This is a genomic window from Nocardioides psychrotolerans (assembly GCF_943371775.1).
Taxonomy (GTDB): domain Bacteria; phylum Actinomycetota; class Actinomycetes; order Propionibacteriales; family Nocardioidaceae; genus Nocardioides; species Nocardioides psychrotolerans_A.
Genome location: NZ_CALRWD010000032.1, coordinates 1 through 22,894, shown reverse-complemented (window position 1 = coordinate 22,894; position 22,894 = coordinate 1). Strand labels below are relative to the sequence as shown.

Annotated in this window: 20 protein-coding genes; 6 read left to right on the top strand and 14 right to left on the bottom strand. The window is 72.7% G+C overall.

Annotation, left to right across the window (positions count from 1 at the left end):
• Window position 1: 1 nt before the first annotated feature.
• The 4 genes from AAG827_RS10965 to AAG827_RS10950 all read right to left on the bottom strand — a co-directional run bounded on the left by AAG827_RS10965 (window position 2) and on the right by AAG827_RS10950 (window position 2,841).
• Entirely contained in the window at window positions 2-484 is a 483-nt protein-coding gene (locus AAG827_RS10965; protein ID WP_341926001.1) for a glutathione peroxidase, read from the bottom strand.
• 65 nt (window positions 485-549) lie between these two features.
• Window positions 550-1,203 (bottom strand): hypothetical protein, encoded by a 654-nt coding sequence (locus AAG827_RS10960; protein WP_341926000.1) that lies wholly within the window; start codon window positions 1,201-1,203, stop codon window positions 550-552.
• 18 nt (window positions 1,204-1,221) lie between these two features.
• The gene (locus AAG827_RS10955; RefSeq protein ID WP_341925999.1) at window positions 1,222-1,845 is read right to left on the bottom strand and encodes a nitroreductase family protein; all 624 of its coding nucleotides are present in this window, start codon (window positions 1,843-1,845) and stop codon (window positions 1,222-1,224) included.
• Between the two features lie 21 nt (window positions 1,846-1,866).
• Window positions 1,867-2,841: an SDR family NAD(P)-dependent oxidoreductase gene (locus AAG827_RS10950; RefSeq protein ID WP_341925998.1), complete on the bottom strand. Its 975-nt coding sequence runs from the start codon at window positions 2,839-2,841 to the stop codon at window positions 1,867-1,869.
• 143 nt (window positions 2,842-2,984) lie between these two features.
• On the opposite strand from AAG827_RS10950, the gene AAG827_RS10945 reads away from it, so the two are divergent.
• From AAG827_RS10945 to AAG827_RS10920, 6 genes are all read left to right on the top strand, one after another.
• Window positions 2,985-3,476 carry a DUF2231 domain-containing protein gene (locus tag AAG827_RS10945; RefSeq protein ID WP_341925997.1) on the top strand — a complete coding sequence of 164 codons (492 nt, stop codon included), beginning with the start codon at window positions 2,985-2,987 and terminating at the stop codon, window positions 3,474-3,476.
• 70 nt (window positions 3,477-3,546) lie between these two features.
• Window positions 3,547-4,605, top strand: a complete 1,059-nt coding sequence (locus tag AAG827_RS10940; protein WP_341925996.1) for a PP2C family protein-serine/threonine phosphatase — start codon at window positions 3,547-3,549, stop codon at window positions 4,603-4,605.
• 122 nt (window positions 4,606-4,727) lie between these two features.
• Window positions 4,728-6,500, top strand: a complete 1,773-nt coding sequence (locus AAG827_RS10935) for a DUF3556 domain-containing protein (protein WP_341925995.1) — start codon at window positions 4,728-4,730, stop codon at window positions 6,498-6,500.
• Between the two features lie 4 nt (window positions 6,501-6,504).
• On the top strand, window positions 6,505-7,917 hold the full coding sequence (locus AAG827_RS10930) for an NAD(P)/FAD-dependent oxidoreductase (RefSeq protein WP_341925994.1): 1,413 nt from the start codon (window positions 6,505-6,507) through the stop codon (window positions 7,915-7,917).
• A gap of 127 nt (window positions 7,918-8,044) precedes the next feature.
• Window positions 8,045-8,590 carry a PAS domain-containing protein gene (locus AAG827_RS10925; protein WP_341925993.1) on the top strand — a complete coding sequence of 182 codons (546 nt, stop codon included), beginning with the start codon at window positions 8,045-8,047 and terminating at the stop codon, window positions 8,588-8,590.
• Window positions 8,587-9,813, top strand: a complete 1,227-nt coding sequence (locus AAG827_RS10920; protein WP_341925992.1) for a methyl-accepting chemotaxis protein — start codon at window positions 8,587-8,589, stop codon at window positions 9,811-9,813. The genes AAG827_RS10925 and AAG827_RS10920 overlap by 4 nt, the downstream gene beginning before the upstream one ends.
• Window positions 9,814-9,980: 167 nt before the next feature.
• On the opposite strand, the gene AAG827_RS10915 is transcribed toward AAG827_RS10920, so the two are convergent.
• The 10 genes from AAG827_RS10915 to AAG827_RS10870 form a co-directional block, all read right to left on the bottom strand.
• Entirely contained in the window at window positions 9,981-11,087 is a 1,107-nt protein-coding gene (locus AAG827_RS10915; RefSeq protein WP_341925991.1) for a ring-opening amidohydrolase, read from the bottom strand.
• A 64-nt stretch (window positions 11,088-11,151) separates the two neighbouring features.
• On the bottom strand, window positions 11,152-12,087 hold the full coding sequence (locus AAG827_RS10910; protein WP_341925990.1) for a carbamate kinase: 936 nt from the start codon (window positions 12,085-12,087) through the stop codon (window positions 11,152-11,154).
• Window positions 12,088-12,193: 106 nt separating this feature from the next.
• Window positions 12,194-12,994, bottom strand: coding sequence for an NmrA family NAD(P)-binding protein (locus AAG827_RS10905; RefSeq protein ID WP_341925989.1), 801 nt, complete (start codon window positions 12,992-12,994; stop codon window positions 12,194-12,196).
• 30 nt (window positions 12,995-13,024) lie between these two features.
• The gene (locus AAG827_RS10900) at window positions 13,025-15,007 is read right to left on the bottom strand and encodes a hydantoinase B/oxoprolinase family protein (RefSeq protein ID WP_341925988.1); all 1,983 of its coding nucleotides are present in this window, start codon (window positions 15,005-15,007) and stop codon (window positions 13,025-13,027) included.
• Entirely contained in the window at window positions 15,004-17,109 is a 2,106-nt protein-coding gene (locus tag AAG827_RS10895; protein WP_341925987.1) for a hydantoinase/oxoprolinase family protein, read from the bottom strand. The genes AAG827_RS10900 and AAG827_RS10895 overlap by 4 nt, the downstream gene beginning before the upstream one ends.
• A 130-nt stretch (window positions 17,110-17,239) precedes the next feature.
• Window positions 17,240-18,706 carry an amidase gene (locus tag AAG827_RS10890; RefSeq protein ID WP_341925986.1) on the bottom strand — a complete coding sequence of 489 codons (1,467 nt, stop codon included), beginning with the start codon at window positions 18,704-18,706 and terminating at the stop codon, window positions 17,240-17,242.
• Window positions 18,707-18,710: 4 nt separating this feature from the next.
• Window positions 18,711-19,361 carry a carbon monoxide dehydrogenase subunit G gene (locus AAG827_RS10885; protein ID WP_341925985.1) on the bottom strand — a complete coding sequence of 217 codons (651 nt, stop codon included), beginning with the start codon at window positions 19,359-19,361 and terminating at the stop codon, window positions 18,711-18,713.
• A complete protein-coding gene (gene cutA, locus AAG827_RS10880) occupies window positions 19,358-21,775 on the bottom strand; it encodes an aerobic carbon-monoxide dehydrogenase large subunit (protein WP_341925984.1) in 2,418 nt (805 codons plus the stop codon). Before cutA ends, AAG827_RS10885 begins: the two co-directional genes overlap by 4 nt.
• Window positions 21,772-22,320, bottom strand: a complete 549-nt coding sequence (locus AAG827_RS10875) for a (2Fe-2S)-binding protein (protein ID WP_341925982.1) — start codon at window positions 22,318-22,320, stop codon at window positions 21,772-21,774. The genes cutA and AAG827_RS10875 overlap by 4 nt, the downstream gene beginning before the upstream one ends.
• Window positions 22,317-22,894: FAD binding domain-containing protein (locus AAG827_RS10870; protein WP_341925980.1), on the bottom strand; the 578-nt coding region annotated here is incomplete at its 5' end. The genes AAG827_RS10875 and AAG827_RS10870, both read right to left, overlap by 4 nt.

Sequence of the window (22,894 nt, the reverse complement as noted above, 5' to 3'; positions counted from 1 at the left end):
CTCAGGCCTTGAGCGCCTTCTCGATGTCGCCCTTGATCTTCTCGGGCTTGGTGGTCGGCGAGTAGCGGCTGATGACCTGGCCGTCCTTGCCGACGAGGTACTTGGTGAAGTTCCACTTGATCTTGCTGCCGAGCAGGCCGCCCTTCTCGGAGCGCATCCACTGGTAGAGCGGGTGGGCGCCGTCGCCGTTGACCTCGACCTTGCTGAAGAGCGGGAAGGTCACGCCGAAGTTGCGCTCGCAGAAGCCGGCGATCTCGGCGTCCTCACCCGGCTCCTGGCCGCCGAACTGGTCGCACGGGAAGCCGAGGACGGCGAAGCCCTGGGCGTTGTAGGCGTCGTGGAGCTCCTGGAGCCCCTTGTACTGAGGCGTGAAGCCGCACTGCGACGCGGTGTTGACCACGAGGACGACCTGGCCGGCGTAGGCGGAGAGGTCGACGTCCTGGCCGTCGATGCTCGTCGCGTTGAAGGTGTGGAGAGAGCTCATGGATCCATTGTCCCTGGCCGCGCCAAGTCCCGGCCGGGGTCTCACCCCGCCACTCACCCCGCCACTCACCCCACCATGCGCCCGGTGGCGCGCACCGGCTGCTGGTGGCCGGCCGGGTTGGCGTGCCCGTCGAGGTGCACCCGCACGTGCCGGTCGCCGAGGTCGAGCACCACGAGGTCGTCACTGATCTCGAGCACCTCGCCCTCCACGACGTAGGTCAGCCCGTCGATGCGTTCGAGGGTGGACCCGGGCTTGCAGCGCACCAGGTCCTCGGTCGCCACCAGCTCCAGCGACGGCGCCGAGCGGCCGCGGAAACGCAGCAGCAAGAAGCCGATCATCAGCAGGAACAGGTCGGCGACGAGCGTGATCCACAGCCCGATCCGACCGGAGACCTGGCCCTCGACGACGTACGCCGACGGCTGGTCGGGCAGCACCCGCACGTCGAGCTGGCCGGTCTCGACGGCCAGCTCGTGCGTCGGCGCGTCGATGCGCGCGGTCCAGAGCGTCTGCTCGGGGTCGATGTCGGTGGGAAGGCGGAACTCCACGAGGTAGCCGGTCGCGTCGTCGGAGGTCACCTCACGGGTGTCGGTGACCGTGGCGGTCACGTCGGTCCCGGAGCGCTCGACGCGGCTCCGGGTCCACGTCGAGTGGGCGAGCGGCAGGTTGACCAGCAGGACGAGCAGGGCGAGCAGGAGCAGCGCCTTGCGACGGCTCCTCACCGCACCCTCACCGGACCCTCACAGGGCCTCGCCCGGAGGCGGCCACGGCTCGCCCCAGGCACTGCCGTGGACGATCTCGGCGAGGGGGCGGCGGCTGCGCGGGCGCTGCTCGCGCTCCTGGTCGCGCTCGGACACGTCCTCGGGGTTGCCGCGGGCACCGATCGCGATGCCGCTCATCACGCGGTAGTGCGCCGGCACCCCGAGCCCCTCGGCCACCGCCGCCTGGTCGAACCCGCCGAACTGGTGGGCGTGCAGGCCCATCGCCCGCGCCTGGAGGGTGACGTGGGCAGCCGCCTGGCCGAGGTCGTAGTGGGCCAGCGCCTCGCTGCGCCCGCCGTTGCCGTCCTCGTCGGGCGCGACCTGCGTGGCGGTGACCAGGACGAGCGACGCGCGCGGCACCCACCCGGCGTTGCCACGGCTGAGGTGGGCGACGAGGACGTCGTGGCTCGCACTGCCGCGCTCGGCCACCACAAAGGCCCAGGGCTGGCTGTTGCCCGAGCTCGGCGCCCACTGCGCGGCGTGCAGCAGCGTGCCGATCTGCTCGTGAGTGAGCCGGTGCCGGTCGTCGAAGATGCTGGGGCTCCACCGCGAGCGCAGCGGCTCGGCCAGGTGCTCGGCTCCCGGCATGGGTGCGTGGTCCATGGCGTCAGTATCGCCGGGCGGTCACCAGGCCGCCGTGGTGCCCGTCGCGTCGACGACGTAGGCGAGGAACGCGGCGAGAGCGTCGGGGTCCTGGTCGCGCTGCCAGCCGAAGGTGGTCGGGCGCAGGGCCCGGTCGTGCCAGAAGTGGCGGCTGCCGGCCGAGTCGGGACGCGTCGCGACCAGCCACACCGCCGTGTCGGCGCCGTCCTCGGCGGTGCGGAGCAGGGGCCCCATCACCTTGTTGAACGTGGGCAGGCTCTCGGTCACCCCCGGGGTCGCCACCCAGCCCGGGTGCATGCTCTCGACCCGGATCGTGCCGCCACGCAGCCGGTCGGACCACGCGTCGGCCAGGACCACCTGCATCCGCTTGGTGCGCGCATAGCCCTGCACGCCGTCGTACGCCGCCTCGCGGAACTCGATCTCGTCGGGCTCGGAGCGCAGACCGGCGCCGTACATCCCGCCCGAGGACATGAAGACCACCGACGAGCCCTCGGCGGCACCGAGGAGCGGGAGCAGCAGCTCGGTCATCAGGTGCGGTCCGAGGACGTGGGCGGCCAGGGTCAGCTCGTGGCCCTGCGGGCTCTCCTCGCGCTGCTGGGTCATGGTGCCGGCGTTGTGGACGATGCCGTGGAGGGCGTCGACGCGCTCGGTCAGGTCGGCGCACCAGGCGCGTACGGCGTCGAGGTCACCGATGTCGCACACCTCCTCCACCAGATCGGCCGTCGGCACGTCGCGGCGCAGCTCGGCGGCGTAGCGCGAGACCTTCTCGGGGTTGCGGCCCAGCAGGTGCACCGTGGCGCCGAGGTCGAGGAAGGAGCGGGCCATCGCCTCGCCGATGCCTGAGGTCGCTCCGGTCACCACGACGCGCTTGCCGTGCATGGAGCCGGGTGCCGGGTCGGCGGGCCACCAGCGCTTGCGCAGGCCGGAACCGATCTTGGTGTAGCCCAGGACGAGCGAGCGGTCCAGGGCGGCGTCGAGGAAGGCGGTCGGGCTCATGACCTCGACAGTAGGGCGCCGGTCGAAACGACGAACGGCGGGACCATCGCCCCTGGTGGCGCCGGATCGACGCGTGGTCAGGTTGCGTGCAGGTTCTCGGCTCCAGACCGCTCCCGCCACCCCGACCTCCCGTGAGGACCGTCATGTTCGATCTCATCAACGGCATCCCCGTGCACCCGCTCGTCGTGCACGCCGTCGTCGTCCTGCTTCCCCTGGCCATGCTCGGCACCATCGCCATCGCCGTCCGACCCCGGTGGCGGGTGACCTACGGACCGCTCGTGGTCGGCTCCGCGCTGGTCGCGACGATCCTGTGCCCGGTCGCCACGTCGAGCGGCGAGGCCCTCGAGGAGCGCGTCGGTGATCCCGGCGAGCACGCCGAGCTCGGGGAGAGCCTGGTGTGGTTCGGCCTGGCCCTGGTCATCTTCTCCGCCGCGCTGGTCTACCTCCAGCGCCAGCAGGACAAGGCGGTCGCCGCCGACGCGGGCGCCGCCACCTCGAAGAACACCGTGCTCACCGTCGTCGCCGTGCTGGCCGTCGTGGCCGGCCTCGCGACCACCGTGCAGGTCTACCGCGTCGGCGACTCCGGCGCGCAGGCTGCCTGGGAGGACGCCGTCTCGTCGCCCACGGGCGGCTAGTCCGGCGCGGCTCTGAGCCGCTTGCGGCATTCCCGAGTCGGCGGCCGACTCCGGCTGCGATGCTGCGGCCATGCCCCCGCACGCATCAGGTCGGCCGGGCCCGCTGGCCACCGACCCGGGGCTCCTCGCGGGCTTCGGCGTGCTCGCGCTGCTGGTCGCCGGGGACCTCCTGGCCGACGTGCTCCTGACCGCGACCTACACATCCAGCGCGATCGTCGCGTCGATGCTGACCGACGCCCGTCGCACGGCGGTCGTCGCTGCCGTGGGCGTGCTCCTGGCCTTCCTCATGGGCTACCTGCGCAGCGATGCCGGAGACATGGAGTGGATCCTGCGGGCGTCCCTCGGCTCGGGCCTCGGGGTCCTCGCCGTGGTCTCCGCCCACGTGCGCGACAAGCGCGAGGACCGGCTGCGACGGATGACGATCATCGCCGCGACGGCCCAGCAGGCGCTGCTCAGCTCGCTGCCGAGCTCGATCGGCGGGCTGGCCATGGCGTCGCGCTACGTCTCGGCGACCAGCGAGGCCCTCGTGGGTGGTGACCTCTACGAGGTGGTGCCCACGCCGTGGGGGGTCCGGGTGATCGTCGGCGACGTGAAGGGCAAGGGCATCGAGGCCGTCCAGGTCGCCGCGGCCGTGCTCTCGGCCTTCCGGCACACCGCCGGTGACGAGCCCGACCTGGCCGCGGTCGCCCGCACCCTCGACGCGACGATCCGCCGGCTGCTCTCCGACGAGGACTTCGTGACGGCCGTGATCGCGGAGTTCGGCCCCGACCGGTTGACGCTGGCCAACTGCGGGCACCCCGCCCCGGTGCTGGTCACCGACGCCACGACCACGGTCCTCGAGCCGGCGGACTCCACCGTGCCGCTCGGCCTGGGCGCCGACCCGCTGCTCACCCTGCACGACTGGCCGGCCGACGGGCGGCTGCTCCTCCACACCGACGGGCTCAGCGAGGCCCGCGGCCACCGGGGGCTGTTCTTCCCGCTCGACGACGTGGCCGACGGCCTGGCCCGCGGCTCCCTCGACGAGGCGCTCGACGAGCTGGTCGCGGCGCTCCTGCGCCACGCCGACGCCGAGATCGTCGACGACCTCGCGCTGGTCCTCATCGAGCACCAGGACCGGCCCACCTCCTGAACCGACCCGATCCGGCAGCGATCCGGCAGCGATCCGGCTCGCCACATCCCATGACAGCCGTTATGTCGCCCGCTAGGTTGCGTGCACGGACATCGACGTCCGCCGTCACAGGAGCGTGTGCCATGGGGTTCATCTCGCCCAACCTGCCGGACCTCGACCGCGAGGAGTGGGCCCGCGGCTCGCGCATGGAGCGGATGCGACCGATGGTGCAGGACTGGGCGCAGTCCGGGTTCTCGGCGCCCGACGCCGTGCTCGTGCTCTACGTCGTCAAGATCGGCCTCTACTGCTTCGGTGCCGCCGCACTCACCGCGCTCACCCCCGGCATCGGCGACCTGGGCGACATCGCCGACTGGTGGACCGAGCCGATCTTCTTCCAGAAGGTCGTCGTCTTCACGCTGCTCTTCGAGGTGCTCGGCTTCGGGTGCGGCTTCGGCCCCCTGACGCTGCGCTTCCTGCCGCCGATCGGCGCCTTCCTGCACTGGCTGCGGCCCGGCACCGTCCGGCTCCCACCCTGGCCGTCCGTCGTACCCCTCACGCGCGGGACGCACCGCAGCCTGCTCGACGTCGTGCTCTACCTCGCGCTGCTGCTCGCCGCCGTACAGCTGCTGCTCGCCGACGGCCAGGGCGGTCGGCCCGGGAGCGTGGGAGTGATCGACCCGCTGCTGTTCCTGCCGCTCTTCGGCCTGCTGGTGCTGGTCGGGCTGCGCGACAAGACGATCTTCCTGGCCGCTCGCTCCGAGGTCTACGCGACGCTCGCGGTCTTCTTCCTCTTCACCGCCGGCACCGGCGGCGACACCACCGACATGATCGTCGGGCTCAAGCTGATGATGGTGCTGATCTGGTGGGGCGCGGCGACCTCCAAGCTCAACCAGCACTTCCCGCACGTCGTCTCGGTGATGATGAGCAACAGCCCGGTGCTGCGGTCCAAGACCCTCAAGCGCCGTTTCCACCGCGACTTCCCCGACGACATCCGGCCCTCCCGGCTCTCCGCCAACCTCGCCCACGGCGGCACGGTCGTGGAGTACGTCGTGCCGCTGGTCCTGCTGCTCTCCGACGGCGGCCCGGTCACGGCCGTCGCCGCGATCGTGATGGTCTGCTTCCACCTGCAGATCCTCACGTCGCTGCCGATGGGCGTGCCGCTGGAGTGGAACGTCTTCATGATCTTCGGCATCGGCTTCCTCTTCGTCGAGAACGCCTCGGTGGGGGTCGGCGAGCTCGGCAACCCGCTGGTGCTGCTCGTCATCGCCTCCGCGGCGGCCGTCGTGGTGCTCGGCAACCTCTTCCCGCACCAGTTCTCCTTCCTGCCCGCGATGCGCTACTACGCCGGCAACTGGGCGACGTCGATGTGGTGCTTCACCCCGTCCGCCATCGCCAAGCTCGACGCCTCGGTGCCGAAGGTCGCCCGGTTGCCGGCCGCCCAGCTGGAGACGTTGTACGGCGCCGAGACCGCGGCCCTGCTGGTCCACAAGGGCTACGCCTTCCGCGCCATGCACACCCACGGGCGGGCGCTCTTCGGGCTGATCCCGCGCGCGTGCGGCCCCGACCACGAGACCGACTACGCACCCCACGACGGCGAGTTCGTCGCCGGCATCACCCTGGGGTGGAACTTCGGGGACGGGCACCTGCACCACGAGCAGCTCCTCGAGGCGCTCCAGGAGCGCTGCGCCTGGGAGCCGGGCGAGGTCCGGCTGATCGCGGTGGAGTCGCAGCGGTTCTGGGACCCCCGCCAGGAGTACCGCCTCGTCGACGCCGCCACCGGCGAGCTCGAGCGGGGCTTCGTGCACGTCTCTGACATGCTCGAGAGGCAGGCCTGGGCCGGCGAGATCCCGGTCCACGACGTCGTCACGGCTCCTGTCCCCGCACCCGCTCCTCGCACCCTGACCCCGGAGGTCTGACCACGTGCCCACCGCGATCGTCGTCGGCTCCGGCCCCAACGGGCTCGCCGCGGCCGTCACGCTGGCCAAGGCGGGCGTCGAGGTCACCGTCCTCGAGGCCCACGACACGATCGGCGGCGGCACGCGCACCAGCGAGCTGACCGTCCCCGGGCTCCTGCACGACCACTGCTCGGCGGTGCACCCGATGGGCGTCGCCTCGCCGTTCATGCGCGGCGCCGACCTCACGTCGTACGGCGTCACCTGGCGCTATCCCGACGTCGATCTCGCCCACCCCCTCGACGGCGGCCGGGCCGGAGTGATGGTGCGTGACCTGGAGGAGACGCGGGCGCTGCTCGGGCCCGACGGCGACGCGTGGGCCCGCCTCTTCGGCCCGATCGCCGACGCCTTCGACGACCTCGCCGAGGACCTGATGGGCCCGATCGTGCACGTCCCTCACCACCCGGTGCACCTGGCCCGCTTCGGGCTGCGCGCGCTGCTGCCGGCCTCGACCGTCGCGCGGCGCTGGAAGACCGACGAGGCCCGCGCGCTCTACGCCGGCGCGGCCGCCCACGCGTTCTTCCCGCTGCACCGCCCCAGCTCGTCGGCCATCGGCACGATGCTGCTCGCGGTCGGTCACCGCTTCGGGTGGCCGGTCCCCGAGGGCGGGTCGGCCAGGATCACCGACGCGCTCGCGGCGATCGTGGTCGAGCACGGCGGCCGCATCGAGACCGGCGTGCGGGTGCGCTCCCTCGACGACCTGCCGCCGACCGACGTCGTGATCCTCGACCTGGCGCCCGCCGGGGTCGTCGAGGTCGCCGGCGACCGGCTGCCGCGACGTGTGCGGCGCGCCTACGAGCGCTACCGCCACGGCCCCGGGGCGTTCAAGCTCGACCTCGCGGTGCAGGGCGGGATCCCGTGGACCAACGAGCACGCCCGTCGCGCCGGCACCGTCCACCTCGGCGGCCGCTTCGAGGAGATCGCCGAGGCCGAGGTCGACATCCAGCGGGGCCGGATGCCGGCGCGTCCCTACGTGCTGCTCAGCCAGCAGTACGTCGCCGACCCCACCCGCTCGGTCGGCGACCTGCACCCCGTCTGGGCCTACGCCCACGTGCCCACCGGCTTCGACGGCGACGCCTCGGAGGCGATCATCGCGCAGATCGAGCGGTTCGCCCCCGGCACGCGCGACCGGATCGTCGCGCAGGTGACCACCTCGACCTCGGCGTGGGAGGACTACAACCCCAACTACGTCGGCGGCGACATCGTCACCGGCGCCAACGATGAGCGCCAGGTGCTCTTCCGCCCCCGGCTCGCCCTCGACCCCTACGCCACCGGCATCCCCGGCGTCTTCATCTGCTCCGCCGCCACCCCGCCGGGCGCCGGCGTGCACGGCATGGGCGGCGCCAATGCGGCCGCCTCCGCGCTCAAGCACCTGCGCTGACCCGCCGAGTGGCTGGTGCACCGACCCGGGACCAAGGTCCCGACTTGTCCCGAGCGCCTCAACCGCGCCGCAGCGCCGCCGAAGGGCAGGTTGGGCACGCACCGTGCGGGCCCGGAGGGAGCCAGCCATGCGCGGCAGCACGATCCGCCCGACCGGAGTCGAGCGCACGTTCGCGGACGACGAGATCATCGTCTCCAAGACCGATCCGAGGGGGCTGCTGACCTACGTCAACCGGCTCTTCGTCGAGATCAGCGGCTATACCGAGCCCGAGCTGATCGGCCAGCCGCACAACATGATCCGCCACCCCGACATGCCGCGCTCGGTCTTCCGCCTCCTGTGGGAGCGGATCGCCTCGGGGCAGGAGATCTTCGCCTACGTGGTCAACCTCAGCGCCGACGGCGGCCACTACTGGGTCCTCGCGCACGTCACCCCGACCTTCGGCGCCAACGGGGCGATCGTGGGCTACCACTCCAGCCGTCGTACGGCGTCAGCGCCGGCGCTCGACCGCATCAAGCCGCTCTACGCCGCACTCGTCGCGGAGGAGCAGCGGCACGCCAGCACACCCGAGGCGATCACGGCGTCGACCGCCCTGCTGCACCGCAGGCTCGAGGAGTCCGGACTGACCTACGACCAGTTCGTCTGGTCGCTCGACGTCGCGGCGGTGACGGCATGACCACGCTGCAGGACCGACCCACCGCCCTCGACGGCCCCCTCGGCGATGACGGCAGCGGCGACGACCGCGACTCCTACCGCGAGGCCCTGGTGGCGATCACCCGCGTGTGCCAGGCGGCGGCGCGCGGCGACCTCGAGCCCCGCGTCGGCCCCCTCGGCGACGACCCGGACCTCCGCGCCGTGCGCACCGCCCTCAACGACCTGCTCGACCTCACCGACGCCTTCGTCCGCGAGGCGTCCGCGTCGCTGGAGTTCGCCAGCGACGCCCGGTTCTTCCGGACCTTCCTGGTGCGCGGGATGCTCGGCTCCTTCCGCTCCGGCGCCGACACGATCAACTCCGCGACGGCGACGATGGCGTCGACACACGGCGAGCTCGCCGCCCAGGAGGCGCGGCGCCGGGTGCTGGCCGACGACTTCGAGCGCGCGGTCCTCGGGCTGTCGGACCAGGTCGCGGCCGCCTCGACCGAGATGGAGTCGACGTCACGCAGCCTGGCGCACACGGCGGAGGGCACCGCCTCGCGGGCGGGCGTGGTCAGCGAGCAGGCCGTCACCGCCTCGGACGCGGTCACGATGGCAGCAGCGGCGGTCGAGGAGCTCGCCACCACGGTCGGCGCCATCGAGGAGCAGACCACCAGCTCCAACAAGATGGGCGTGGCCGCCGCCCAGGAGGCTGACGCCGCCCAGTCGACCGTGGCCGGCCTGGCCAAGGCGTCGCAGGAGATCGGCGACGTCGTACGCCTGATCAGCGAGGTCGCCGGCCAGACCCGGCTGCTGGCGCTCAACGCGACCATCGAGGCGGCGCGGGCCGGCGAGTCCGGCAAGGGCTTCGCGGTGGTGGCCTCCGAGGTGAAGAACCTGGCAGCGCAGACCTCCGAGGCGACCACCCGCATCGAGAACCAGGTCGGCGAGATCCAGGCCGCCGCGACCGGGGCCGTCTCCGCGATCGAGACCATCTCCGGCGCCGTGCGCGGCATGGGGGAGAACCTCGCGGTCATCGCGGGCTCGGTCGGGGAGCAGCGGCTCGCCGCCAACGAGCTGAGCCTGACCACCTCGCAGGCCGCCACCGCGGTGACCGGGGTGACCCGCGAGGTCGCGACGATCGGCGAGGACACCCACGCCACCAGCACGGGCGCCGTCGAGATGACCAGTGCGTGCCTCGAGCTCTCCCGCCTGGCCAGCGACCTGCGCACGCACGTCGCCGACTTCCTGGAGCAGATCCGATGAGGCCTGGCCGGGCCCCGGGCGGCCGGCTCGGGTGCCCGGCGGGTCGTGTGCCGCAGAGCTCACCCGAGCGCTGCCCGCGGCACACGACCCACCACCACCCGGCCTCCGCACCCCCCGCGGGCATGCCGGGACGGGGCGGGGCGGGGTGGGGTGGGTCGGGCAGGTCGTCAGCCCAGGTCGACGATCGCGGCGACGGGGCCGCCACCCTCGGGGCCCTGGTGGGCCGCGGAGACCGAGACGAAGACGGCCGGGTCGCCGGTGACGGCGGCCGTGACGCCGCCGACGGCGGCCTTGATCTGGCGGTGCCAGTGGACGTCGGAGTCGTCGAGCATGGCGTTGCGGCGACCCCGGACCTCGCCGTCCTGGCTGGCCTCGCACTTGAGGAAGACGTTGACCAGGCGACCCTCGAGGTCGGAGGTGCGGGGGCGCTCGGGGAGCTCGAGCCCGGCGTCCTTGATGGCGGCCCAGATGCCGTCCTGGTCGAGCGCGTCCTTCATGACCGAGTGGCCGATGCGGTAGCGACCGCCGACCCCGCGGGCGTTGCCGACCACGACGACCTGCGCCTGGTCGAGCTCGACGCCCGAGGAGCAGGAGGCGACGGCGGAGTAGAGCTCGCGGCTGTGCATGACGTCGGCGTCGGTGGGCATCTCGATCTCGCCCAGCGCGACGGCGATGCCGAGTGCGGTGACGCCGTTGGAGAGGTCCATCGACTCGTGCGTGTGCTCGGTCCACACCTTCTTGCCGCGCGCCTTGGCGTCGCGGATGGTGTGGATGGTCAGCAGCGGGGTCTTGGTCTGCACGTAGTGGACGTCGGCCGGGTCGGTGATGCCGGCACGCTCCATGGCGACCTTGACCGCGGCGGCGACCTTCTCGATCATCGGGGTGCGCCCGATCTCCTCGGGCAGCAGCTGCTCGCTCATCGCGAAGCCGACCGTGAGTCGCGGCTCCTCGGTCTTCTCGACCGCGTCGTCGGGCAGGGTCGCGAAGATCGTGGCGTGCGGGCTGATGACGCCGTCGGTGCCGCCGGACCACACGATCGGGATCTCGCGGACCTCCTCGGCGGAGCGGGTGCCCTTGGCGGCGATGACCTCACGGAAGGCACGGTCGGCGATGATGCGGGTGTAGTCGTTGACCCCGCCGTTGCCCTCGGTCTTGCCGATGATGGCGATGACACGGTCGGCCTCCATGACGCCCTCGTCGAGCAGCTTGGCCAGCTCGCTGGCGTCGGCGACGGAGTGGATCGGGACCTTGCGAACTTCGATGGCTGCGGGCACGTCCGCTTCCTTCCTGTGGTGGTTCTCGGAGTGGTGCTGGGTGGTGGTGCTGGGTGGTCGGGGCTCAGCCCCGCACGACGCGGGTGCCGAGGTGGCCCTCGATCGCCTGGGCGATGCGGCCGAGCGAGGTGATGATGCCGGTGCCGTCGCCCTGCTCGGCGAAGCGCGTGACGGCCTCGACCTTGGGACCCATGGAGCCGGCGGCGAAGCCCTGGTCGTGGGCGATGGAGCGCATCTCGGCGGCGGTGACCTCGCCGATGGGCTTGGCGTAGGAGGTGCCCCAGTCGGTGACGGCGGAGTCCACGTCGGTGGCGATCACCAGCACGTCGGCCCGGGTGTGGGTCGCGATCAGGGCGGCGGTGAGGTCCTTGTCGATGACGGCCTCGATGCCGTGGAGCGACCCGTCCTCGTGGCGCACGGTGGGGATGCCGCCACCACCCGAGCACACGACCAGGTAGCCCTGGGCGAGCAGCGTGTCGGCGGCAGGCCCGTCGAGGCACTCCAGCGGCTCCGGCGAGGCGACGACACGCCGCCAGCCGCGGTCGGGGACCTCCACGAAGTGCTGGCCGTGCTCGATCATCAGCCGTGCCTCGTCCTCGGGCAGGTAGCGGCCGATCGGCTTGGTGGGCTCGGCGAAGCCGGGGTCGTCGCCGGCGACGAGCGTGCGCGACACGAGCGCCGCCGTCCGTCGCGTGCTGCCGCGTCGTTGCAGGGCGGCGTCGAGGGCGCTGAGCAGCAGGGCCCCGATGGTCGCCTGGGTCTGGGCGCCGCACCAGTCCAGCGGCACGGGAGGCACCACTGCGGCGGCGAGCTCGTTCTTGAGCAGCAGGTTGCCGACCTGGGGGCCGTTGCCGTGGGTGAGGAGCACCTCGTGCCCGGCCACGACGAGGTCGGCGACGGGCTCGGCGGCCGCGGCCACGGCCGCGGCCTGGTCCTCCGGCCGGGCCCTCCCGTCGGAGGACGTCATGGCGTTGCCTCCGAGGGCGATCACGATCCGCATGTCCTCGAATCTAGGGTCCGCCACCGGGGTTGGCACGGGCATGATCGGCCAACGCCACCGCCGGATGTGAGCACAATCTGCCAAGCATCCGCGGTCCTCGCGACGGTCAGCTGCTCTCGGCGAGCTCGCGGGCCAGGGTCGCGGGCAGGGCGTGGGGCTCGCGACCCAGCACGGCGGCCAACGACCGGCCCCCGGTGGGCAGGCCGTGCTCGTCGTAGTAGGCGAACATCGCGGTCAGCCACGTCGCCTCGCGCTCGTCGAGCCCGGCCACGGCGACCGCCGCGGGCACCCGCTCGACCGCCACGTCGGCACCCAGCACCCGCGCCGCGACCGCGGCGACGTCGCGCACGCTCACCAGCCGGGGGCCGCCGAGCTCGTAGGTCGCACCCTCGTGCACCCCGCTGACCGGGTCCAGCAGCACCCTCGCCGCCGCCTGCGCCACGTCGAGGAGGTCGACCAGACCGAAGGGCCGGTCGGGGTCGTAGGGCACCCGCAGCAGGGGCCGGTCGGCCCGGAGCCCGGGCAGCAGGTTCTGCACGTAGGCGCAGGGCTGCAGCAACGTCCACGACAGCCCGCTGCGCCGCACGAGGTCCTCGCTGACCGCCTTCGCCAGGTGGTGCGGCATCGTCGCCACGTAGGGCGAGGCGACCGAGTGGTGCACGACGCGCGCGACGCCGGCGCGGCGGGCGGCGGCCAGCCACCCCCCGACGTACGACGCCTCGTCCGGGTGCAGGTTGGGCGCCATGACGTAGGCGGCCGCGCAGCCGCGCAGGGCGGCCACGGGGTCGGCCAGGTCGGCGCGCCCCAGTGGGCGGGTGCGGGCCCCGGCGTCGGCGAGGGCCCGTGCCAGCGCCCGACCGGTCTTGCCGCTGCCGGCCAGGACGGCCACCTCGGGCCGATCCGTCACGGCCGACTCCTTCCCGCCCACGTCAGGGGATCACTGCCAGTCGACGTCCGCCGCAGCGGCGCCGCCGCTGAGCCGGGCATAGCCAGGGCCACGGTCGAAGAACGCCTGCTCGGGGCGGGCGGCAGACCGCTCGGCGCGCTCTCGCGCGGTGGCGTCGGCATCGTGGCCGAGGGGGTCGGCCAGGTCGTCGAGCGAGCCGGTGAGGACCACCCCGTAGTCGGCGAGCGCCGCCTCGGGCGAGACCTTGCGCCACACCACGTCGCGCACGACCAGGGCCGGGTCGCGCACGAGGGGGTCGCCCCAGCCGCCGCCGCCGGTGGTCCGGATGCGGATGACCTCGCCGGCCTTGACGGGCTCGTCGTCCGCCAGGGCGTCGACCTCCCGCTCGGCCGGGCCGCCGGGGTCGATGGTGACCGAGAAGGGCTTGCCGGCCAGACCGCCCTTGACGCCCCAGCAGGCCAGGATCGACCGGTCGGCGATGGACATGAAGTGGCCGTCCTTGAGCATCCGGACGTGCTTCTCGTAGCCCAGGCCGCCGCGGAACTGCCCGGCGCCGCCGGAGTCCATGGCCAGGCCGAGGCTCTCGACGAGGAAGGGGAAGCGCCCCTCGGTGAACTCGGTGGGCAGGTTGCGCGACTCGGGCACCACGTGGATGGTGTCCTCGCCGTCGGCGTAGTAGCGCCCGCCGGAGCCGCCGCCGAGCACCTCGCGCATCAGGTAGGGACGGCCCTCGAGGTCCTCGCCGTAGACGCCGGTGTAGCGGATCGTCTCCTGGTCCGCCGGCATCTTGCCGTCGACGGCCTTGGCCACGACGCCGGCGAGCACGCCGAGCAGACGCAGGATGACGAAGGTCCGGGCGTTGGTCGGCGCGGGGAACTCCGGGGTGAGCAGCGTGCCCTTGGGCGGGAAGCGCATCTCGATGAGCGGCACGATGCCCTCGTTGACGTCGAGCTCGGCCATGCGCTCGGGGGTGTCGGCGAGGTTGCGGAGGATGGGCGCCAGCCACTTCTTGAGGAAGACGCCGTCGGAGTAGTCGCCGCAGTGGTTGATCGGGCCCTTGGCCTGGGGCGAGGTGCCCGCGAAGTCGATCACGAGGCGCTCGCCGTCGGGGTCGTCGGCCGGCGTGCGGGTCAGCGTGATCCGCTGGGTGTGCAGCTGCGGCTCGTCGACGCCGTCGTGCTCGGCGTAGTCCTCCCAGACCCAGCTGCCGACCGGGATCTTGGAGAGGATCTCGCGACGGTAGGTCTCGGTGGTGCGGTCGATGATGGCGTCGAAGCAGGACTCGACGGTCTCGCGGCCGTAGCGGTCGAAGAGCTCGCCGAGCCGGCGCGCGCCCATCAGGCAGGCCGAGCACTCGGCGTCGAGGTCGGCGGCCAGCGAGTCGGGCATGCGCGAGTTGCGGGTCATGATCCGCAGCGCCGCCTTGTTGGGCACCCCGGCGTCCCAGAGCTTGATCGGGGGGACCATCAGGCCCTCCTCGAAGACCGTCGTCGCACCGCTGGGCATCGAGCCCGGCACGCAGCCGCCGATGTCGTCGTGGTGTCCGAAGGCCTGCACGAAGGCGACGACCTCGGGCCCGGAGCCCGCGTCGTGGAAGACCGGCACCGTGACGCAGAGGTCGGGCAGGTGCCCGATGCCGCCCTCCGACTCGTAGACGTCGTTGTGGAAGAAGACGTCGCCGGGCTTCATCTCCTCCAACGGGAAGTCCCGCGCGACCGGGTGGACCAGCGCGCTGTAGGACCGCCCGGTGAGCTTGCGCAGCAGCCGGTCGTGGATGCCGGCGCGGAAGTCGTGGGCGTCGCGGATCATCGGCGAGCGCGAGGTGCGCCCGATGGCCGTCTCGACCTCCATCTCGACCGAGGCCAGGCTGCCCTGGACGATCTCGACGAGCACCGGGTCGGCGCCGGCCCCGGCGTCGGAGGTGAGCGTGCCGAAGGGGAATGCGGTGGGAGCCTTGGCCGACGGGCCCGAGCTGGGCACGGTGGGGCCGGGGGTGGTGGCAGCGGTGGTCATGCGGTCTGGTCCTCACGGGTCACGATGACGTTGTGGTGGGCGTCGATGCGGGCGCTGAAGCCGGGGTGCAGCGGCACGGTGGAGCCGAACTCCTCGATGACTGCCGGGCCGTGCACCTCTTGGCCGGGGGCGAGGTCGGGGCGCCAGTAGACCGGCGTCTCGACGTAGCCGAGCGCGACCTCGAAGCAGACCGGGCGGGTGCTGGCCGGCGTCGGGGTGCCCGGCTCGGCGGCCATCTCGTGGACGGCGATCTCGGGGCGCTGGATCGGGCCGATGCCCGAGACACGCAGGTTGACCCACTCGACCTGCTGGCTGGGGTCGGAGGCGAAGTCGTAGCCGTAGAGACCGCGGTGCTCGGCGTGGAAACGGCGCGCCACCTCGTCGAGGGCGTCCTGGTCGAGAAGGCCCTCGGGCACGGTGACGCGGACCTCGAAGGCCTGCCCGTAGTAGCGCAGGTCGGCGGTGCGCACGAAGCGGTGCTCCTCGGCGGGGAAGCCCTCGCCGTCGAGCGCCTTCGCCGCGCGGTTGGTGAGCTCGTCGAGGACGCTCGAGACCTCCTGCACCCCGAGCGTCGCGTGGAGGGAGACGTGGGTCTGGACGTAGTCGTTCTTGACGTCGACCGTGAGCAGGCCGAACGCCGAGACGTTGCCCGGGTTGGGCGGCACGAGCACGGCGCGCAGGCCGAGGATGTCCACGAGGCGGCACAGCAGCAGCGAGCCCGAGCCGCCGAAGGTGGTCAGCGTGAAGTCGCGGACGTCGAGGCCGCGCTTGACCGTGATCTGGCGCAACGCGTTGGCCTGGTTCCACGCGGAGATCTCCAGCACCCCGGTGGCGCACTCCTCCGGGGAGATGCCGAGCTTGCCGGCCAGGTCGACCACGCCGCTGCGGGCGGCCTCGACGTCGAGGGGGATCTCGCCGCCGAGCAGGTGGGGAGGGATCCTGCCGAGGGTGACGTGGGCGTCGGTGATGGTGACGTCGGTGCCGCCCTTGGCGTAGCACAGCGGGCCCGGGTCGGCGCCGGCCGAGTGCGGCCCGACCTTGAGCGTGCCCTCCGGGGAGAGCCAGGCGACCGAGCCGCCGCCGGCACCGACGGTGACGACGTCGATCATCGGGATCTTGCTGGGGAAGGCCCCGACGCTGCCCTCGGTGGTGAGCGTGGGCTCGCCGTCGATGACGACCGAGACGTCGGTGGAGGTGCCGCCGCCGTCGCAGGTCAGGACCTTGTCGAAGCCCGCGACCTGGGCGATCAGTGCCGCGCCGAGGGCGCCGGCCGCCGGACCCGAGAGGACCGTGGTGATCGGCTGGTGCACGACCTCGGCGGCCGAGAGGACACCGCCGTTGGACTTCATCACGTAGAACGGGACGTGCCGCTCACCCTGGCTGCTGGCGAAGGCGTCCAGGCGGGTGGCGATGTTGGTGACGTAGCGCGAGAGCTTGGGCTTGACCGCGGCGTCGACCAGCGTGGTCATGGCGCGCTCGTACTCGCGGTACTCGCGCAGGACCTCCGAGGAGACCGACACGACGGCGTCGGGGTGCTCCTCGCGCAGGACCTGGCGCAGGCGCTCCTCGTGCTCGGGGTTGGCGTAGGCGTGCAGCAGGCAGACCCCGAGGGTGTCGATGCCCTGCGCGCGGAACCAGCGGGCCACCTCGCGGGCGCCCTCCTCGTCGAAGGGGCGCACCTCCGCGCCGGTGTGGTCGAGCCGGCCGCCGACGCCGCGCACCAGGTGGCGCGGCACGATGCGGTCGGGCTTGACCCAGAAGTAGGAGTTGCCGTAGCCGTCGGGCACCGACTGGCGCGCGATCTCCAGCATCGCCTCGTAGCCGGTGGTGGTGATGAAGCCGAGCTCGTCGACCTTGCCCTCGAGCAGCTGGTTGGTCGCCACCGTGGTGCCGTGGCTGACCGCGGCGATCGCGTCGCCGTGGTCGGTGGGCAGCCCGAGCAGGCCCAGCACCTTCTCGACACCGGCGAGGAAGCCGTCGGCCGGGTTGGCCGGCGTCGAGGGTGTCTTGGTCGTCACCAGCTCGCCGCTGTCCTCGTCGAAGGCGACGACGTCGGTGAACGTGCCACCGGTGTCGATGCCGATCCTGATGCGCTGCGTCACGGGCTGCTCCTGTCGGGCTGGGTGCTGATGGGTCTATTCCACCGGCCGGGAGACCCGGGTGGCGAGGGCAGAGATTGCCGTCCGAACAGCGATCCGTTGTGCCTTTGTGCCAATCAGGAGTGACGGGTTCCTAGCCGGTTGGCAACTCTTGACGGCCGCGCCGGAAGGTCGGTCGCCGCTCGCCGACGCGGGTCAGCCGCTCGAAGGCGTGGGCCACCTCCAGGAGCCGGCGCTCCCCCGAGGGCGGCGCCACCAGCTGGATGCCCACCGGCAGCCCGTCGGCGGTGAAGCCGGCAGGCACCGAGATCGCCGGACAGCCGGTCATCGAGATGACGTAGGCCGAGCGCATCCAGTCCAGGTAGGTCTCCTGGGCGCGGCCGTTGATCTCGGCGGGGTACTCCTGCTCGGCGCTGAACGGCGGCACCTGGCTGACCGGCATCACCAGCAGGTCGTGGTGCTCGAAGAACAGCCGCATCCGCTCGCCCAGGGCCGTGCGCTGCGCGTAGCCGCGGGCCACGTCGGCACCGCTCAGCGAGGCACCCGCGGTGATGTTGTCGGCCAGCGAGGCCTTGAGCCGGCCGGGGTTGGCGGCCAGCAGGGCGCCGTACGACGCCTGGAAGTGCCAGGCACGCAGGGTGCGGAAGGTGTCCTCGGCCTCGTGCAGGTCGGGGTGCGCGTCGACGACACGACTGCCGGCGCCGGTGAGCACGGCGGCCTGGTCGGCCACCACGGAGGCGACCTCGGCGTCGACCTCGAAGGCTCCGCCGAGGTCGACCGACAGCGCCACGCGCAGTCCGTCGAGGCCGGCGGTGCCGGGGCCGTCGAGCGGCGCGGCGAAGACCGAGCCGGGCGTCTCCAGCGCGAGCGGCACGCGGGGGGTGGGGCCGGCGAGCACCGAGAGCAGCAGGGCGAGGTCCTCGACGGTGCGGGCCATGGGCCCGGCGACCGAGGTGGTCTCCCAGCCGTTGCGCATCGGCCAGACCGGCACGCGTCCCAGGCCCGGACGCAGCCCCACGACGTTGCAGAAGGACGCCGGGTTGCGCAGCGATCCGCCCATGTCGCTGCCGTCGGCGAGCGGCACCATGCCGCTGGCCAGGGCCGCGGCCGAGCCGCCGCTGGAGCCGCCGGCGGAGCGGGTCAGGTCGTGGGGGTTGAGCGTGGTGCCGAAGACCGGGTTGAAGGTGTGGGAGCCGGCCGCGAACTCCGGCACGTTGCTCTTGGCCACGACGACCGCGCCCGCCGCGCGGACCCGCTCGACCATCAGGTCGTCGTGGTCGGGCACGTGGTCGGCCATGACCGGGGAGCCGAAGGTGGTGCGCCAGCCGGCCACCGCGTGGGTGTCCTTCACCGCGAAGGGCAGGCCGTGCAGCGCCCCGACCTCCTCACCGCGCGCCAGCCGCTCGTCGGCCTCGGCGGCCTGCGCGTGCGCCCGCTCGGGGTCGAGGCTGACCAGCGCGTTGACCTCGCCGTTGACCTCCTCGATGCGAGCCAGGTGGAGGTCGAGCAGCTCGCGCGCGGAGATCCGGCGCTCGCGCACCGCGGCGGCCATGGCCACCGCGGAGGAGTAGTGGTCGAGGTCGGTGTCCGCGCCGGTCACCGGCTCAGCCCCGACGACGGGCGGCGAGGGCGCCCGCGATGACGCCCGCGAGCACCAGACCGCCACCGACCAGCGCGCCCTGGAGGAAGTCGCCGCCGACCGGCCCGGCAGCGCTGCGCGCCGGTGCGGCGTACGTCGTGCCGCCCGCGGCCGCGGGTGCCCCGGCGACGGGGGCGGCCGCTCCGGCGGCGGCCGGGGTCGCGGCGACCGGCTCGGCGCCGGTGAGCACGCCGTTGACGGCCGTGAAGAACTCGCCGGCCAGGCGCTTGCTGACCGAGGTGAGCATCCGCTGCCCGACGCCGCCGATCATGCCGCCGGCGACCGCGTCGGCGTCGTAGGTGAGGCGGGTGGTGCCGTCGCCGTTGTCGGTGAGCCCGACCTTCACGTCGGCCTGGATGGTGCCGGGCGCGCCGGCGCCGGAGGCGGCGAGGACCAGCGACTGGTGGGGGTTCAGGTCGGTGAGGCTGCAGGTGCCGGTGTAGGTGCCGCGGATGGCGGCGACGCCGGCGGTGACGGTCATGTCGTAGGAGTGCTCACCGGTCGTCTCGAGCCGCTCGCAGCCCGGGATCGTGCGCACCAGGACGGCGGGGTCGAGCATCGCGTCCCAGACCTTCTCGACGGGCGCCTGCAGCAGCGCCTCTCCGGCGATCTTCATGGGGTGGGTCCTTTCGTCGGGGTGGGCCGTGTCTGGGCCGCGCTGGCGTGCTGGAGCCGCAGGTGGTGCAGCTCGGAGGGCGAGATCGGCATCGAGGTGATGGGGAAGCCCTCGGCGTCCTCGATCGCCGAGGCGAAGACCGCGGCGGACGGGATGACGCCCGCCTCACCAGCACCCTTGAGGCCCAGCGGGTTGAGGGGCGAGGGGGTCTCGAGGTGGTCGATCTCGATGGTGCGCGGGACCTCGCTGACGTAGGGCATCAGGAAGTCCATGAAGGAGGCGTTCTGCAGCTGGCCGGCGTCGTCGTAGGCCATCCGCTCGTAGAGCGCACCGCCCACGCCCTGGGCCACACCGCCGTGGATCTGGCCCTCGACGATGAGGGGGTTGATCAGGTTGCCGCAGTCGTGGACCACGGCATAGCGCAGGATCGTGATCTCCGCGGTCTCCGGATCGGTCTCGACGACGACGGCGTGCATCCCGCTGGCGAAGGTGGAGCGGGGCGGGGAGTAGAAGTCCTTGCCCTCCAGGCCCGGCTCCTCGCCCTCGGCCACCGGCGGCTTGGTCGGGTCGCCGACGACGAACTGGGTGGCCGACTTGGAGGCCTCGTCGAAGGCGTAGCGCAACGGGTTGGAGAGCACCGCGATGGTGCCCAGCGCGATCCGGCTGGCCGGGGCGCCCTTGACCTGCACGACGCCGTCGACGATCTCGAGGTCCTCGGGGGTGGTCTCGAGGGCGTCCGCGGCGATCCGCAGCGCCTTCTCGCGGGTCTTTCGGGCGGCCAACGCGATCGCCGAGCCGCTCATGACCGCGGCGCGGGACGCAAAGGTGCCGACCGAGTAGGGCGAGCGGCGGGTGTCGCCGGTGACGACCTCGACGTCCTCAAAGGGGACGCCGAGCTCGTCGGCGACGATCTGGGCGAAGGCCGTCTGGTGACCCTGGCCCTGGCTGGTCAGACCCGTCGAGACCTTGACCTTGCCGCTGGTCTCGACGTGGACGTGGCCGCCCTCGTAGGGACCGACGCCGGTGCCCTCGACGTAGCAGGCCATGCCGATGCCGACGGTGCGTCCTTCGGCCCGGGCCTCGTCGCGCACCCGCTCGAAGTCGTCCCAGTCCACGAGGGCCTTCAGCTTCTCCAACGACGCGGGGTAGTCGCCGGAGTCGTAGATCAGCGGGCGGCCGTCCTGGAAGGTCAGCCCGTGGTCGTAGGGGAACTCGTCGGGCTGGATGAAGTTGGTCGCACGCACCTCGGCGCGGTCCTTGCCGAGGTAGGCCGCGATCGCGTCCATCGTGCGCTCCATGGCGTAGACGCCCTGGGGCCGACCGGCGCCGCGGTAGGGCGTCACGATCACGGTGTTGGTGTAGAGGGAGTCGAAGACGACCTTGTAGTTGTCGGGCTTGTAGGGGCCCAGCAGCTGGGTCGAGGTGATGATCGGGACGATCAGGCCGTAAGGGGTGTAGGCGCCGTTGTCGTGCCAGAACCGCACCGAGAGCCCGAGCAGGCGGCCGTCGTCGTCGAAGCCGACGTCGACGTGCTGGATCTGCCCGCGCTCGTGCGCGGAGGAGATGAAGTGCTCGCGACGGTCCTCGACGAACTTCACCGGCCGGCCCAGGGCCCGCGCCGCCATCGGCACGAGCAGCTCCTCGGGCCACGGGTGCACGATCTTGACCCCGAAGCCGCCGCCCACGTCGGGCGTGATCACGTCGACCTGGCCGAGGTCGAGGCCGAGCTTGGCCGCGACCGCGGCGCGCACGCCCGTGGAGGTCTGGGTGGAGGTCCACACCTGCAGGCGGTGGGAGTCGGTGTCCCAGCGCGCGACGGTGCCACGGCCCTCCATCGGCATGCAGGCGCTGCGCTCGATCTCCAGGTCGAGGCTCAGCGTGTGCGGAGCAGCGGCGATGGCCGCCTCGGCGTCCCCGCGCGACTGCTCGAGGTGGGCGGCGACGTTGCCCGGCACGTCGTCGTGGACAAGCCGGTCGCCGTCGCGGGCGTTCTCGATGCCGACGACCGGGCGCAGCACCTCGTAGTCGACGCGGATCCGGTCGACGGCGTCCTCGGCGACGTAGCGGTCGACGGCCACGACCATGGCGACGGCCTCGCCGACGTAGTTGACCTCGCCCTTGGCGAGGGCGTACTGCGTGCGGCCGTGGGTCAGCGCCGGGTGGGGGATCAGCAGCGGCAGCGGCTCGGCCATCGCGCCGGTGAGGTCGTCGTGGGTGTAGACGGCGACGACGCCCTCGACGTCGAGCACCCCGTCGACGTCGATGTCACGGATGCGGGCGTGCGCGTGCGGGCTGCGCACGAGCGCGCAGTGCAGGGCTCCGGGCACCAGGTCGTCGACGTACTGTCCGTGCCCGCGCAGCAGCCGCTCGTCCTCGACGCGCTGGACGGCCTGGCCGACCATCTTGGTGGTCATGCGCCCGCCTCCCGCTCGAGGCGGCCGATCTCGGCCGCGCGGCACACGGAGGCCACGATGTTCTGGTAGCCGGTGCAGCGGCACAGGTTGCCGCCGATCATCTCGCGTGCCTCGTCCTCGGTCGGCTCGGGGTTGTCGCGCAGGCCGGCGGTGATCGTGGTGAGGAACCCGGGGGTGCAGAAGCCGCACTGCAGGCCGTGGCACTCCTTGAAGGCGCGCTGCACGGGGCTGAGCGTGCCGTCGGGGCGAGCGAGGCCCTCGACGGTGGTCAGCTCCTGGCCCGCGACCGAGACCGCGAAGACCAGGCAGGCCCGCACCGGGTCGCCGTCGAGCAGCACCGTGCAGGCGCCGCAGACACCGTGCTCGCAGCCGACGTGGGTGCCGGTGAGGCCGATGTCGTGGCGCAGCGCGTCGGAGAGCAGCCGGCGGGCGGGCAGGCGCACCTCGTGGACGACGCCGTTGACGTGCAGGCGGACCTCGTGGAGGACCTCCCCCGTCGACGGATCGGTCGGCTGTGTGCCCGTGGGGGCGGTGGGGATGCTCATGCGTCTCCTCCGGTGCGAGGTGTGGTGCGACGGGCCAGGCAGTCGTCGTGGGCGCGCCGGATGACGCGCCGGGTGAGGACCCGGGCCAGCTGGGCCCGGTAGTCGGCCGTCGCGTGGATGTCGCCCTCCGGCTCCAGCTGCGCCACGGCCAGGTCGGCCGCAGCGTCGAGCGCGACGTCGTCCACGACCCCGGAGGCGAAGACCTCCGAGAGGTCGACGACCGTCGGGACGTCGCTGACCGAGAGGTAGCCGGCGCGCACGGAGGTGACCTTGCCGCCCTCGTCGGCGCGCACGACGACGCCGACGCCGCACAGCGCGTAGTCGCCGTGGCGGCGCGAGATCTCGTCGAAGGCCACGCCCGCGTCGGGGGGCAGCGCCGGGAAGAACGCCTCGGTGGCGATCTCGTCGGGTCGCAGCGTGGTCTCGAGGGGACCGATGTAGAGGTCGGCGGCCTCGATGGTGCGGCTGCCCTGCACGGAGACCGCGGTGACACGGCCCCCGAGCAGCAGCAGCACGACCGGCATCTCCGCGGAGGCGTCGGCGTGGACCAGCGAGCCGACGGTCGTGCCGCGGT

Excerpts from the sequence above, each read along its gene's own strand:
- AAG827_RS10965 (WP_341926001.1), bottom strand. The coding sequence starts at position 484 with ATGAGCTCTCTCCACACCTTCAACGCGACGAGCATCGACGGCCAGGAC.
- AAG827_RS10955 (WP_341925999.1), bottom strand. The coding sequence starts at position 1,845 with ATGGACCACGCACCCATGCCGGGAGCCGAGCACCTGGCCGAGCCGCTG.
- AAG827_RS10950 (WP_341925998.1), bottom strand. The coding sequence starts at position 2,841 with ATGAGCCCGACCGCCTTCCTCGACGCCGCCCTGGACCGCTCGCTCGTC.
- AAG827_RS10945 (WP_341925997.1), top strand. The coding sequence starts at position 2,985 with ATGTTCGATCTCATCAACGGCATCCCCGTGCACCCGCTCGTCGTGCAC.
- AAG827_RS10940 (WP_341925996.1), top strand. The coding sequence starts at position 3,547 with ATGCCCCCGCACGCATCAGGTCGGCCGGGCCCGCTGGCCACCGACCCG.
- AAG827_RS10935 (WP_341925995.1), top strand. The coding sequence starts at position 4,728 with ATGGGGTTCATCTCGCCCAACCTGCCGGACCTCGACCGCGAGGAGTGG.
- AAG827_RS10925 (WP_341925993.1), top strand. The coding sequence starts at position 8,045 with ATGCGCGGCAGCACGATCCGCCCGACCGGAGTCGAGCGCACGTTCGCG.
- AAG827_RS10920 (WP_341925992.1), top strand. The coding sequence starts at position 8,587 with ATGACCACGCTGCAGGACCGACCCACCGCCCTCGACGGCCCCCTCGGC.
- AAG827_RS10910 (WP_341925990.1), bottom strand. The coding sequence starts at position 12,087 with ATGCGGATCGTGATCGCCCTCGGAGGCAACGCCATGACGTCCTCCGAC.
- AAG827_RS10900 (WP_341925988.1), bottom strand. The coding sequence starts at position 15,007 with ATGACCACCGCTGCCACCACCCCCGGCCCCACCGTGCCCAGCTCGGGC.
- AAG827_RS10885 (WP_341925985.1), bottom strand. The coding sequence starts at position 19,361 with ATGAAGATCGCCGGAGAGGCGCTGCTGCAGGCGCCCGTCGAGAAGGTC.
- cutA (WP_341925984.1), bottom strand. The coding sequence starts at position 21,775 with ATGACCACCAAGATGGTCGGCCAGGCCGTCCAGCGCGTCGAGGACGAG.
- AAG827_RS10875 (WP_341925982.1), bottom strand. The coding sequence starts at position 22,320 with ATGAGCATCCCCACCGCCCCCACGGGCACACAGCCGACCGATCCGTCG.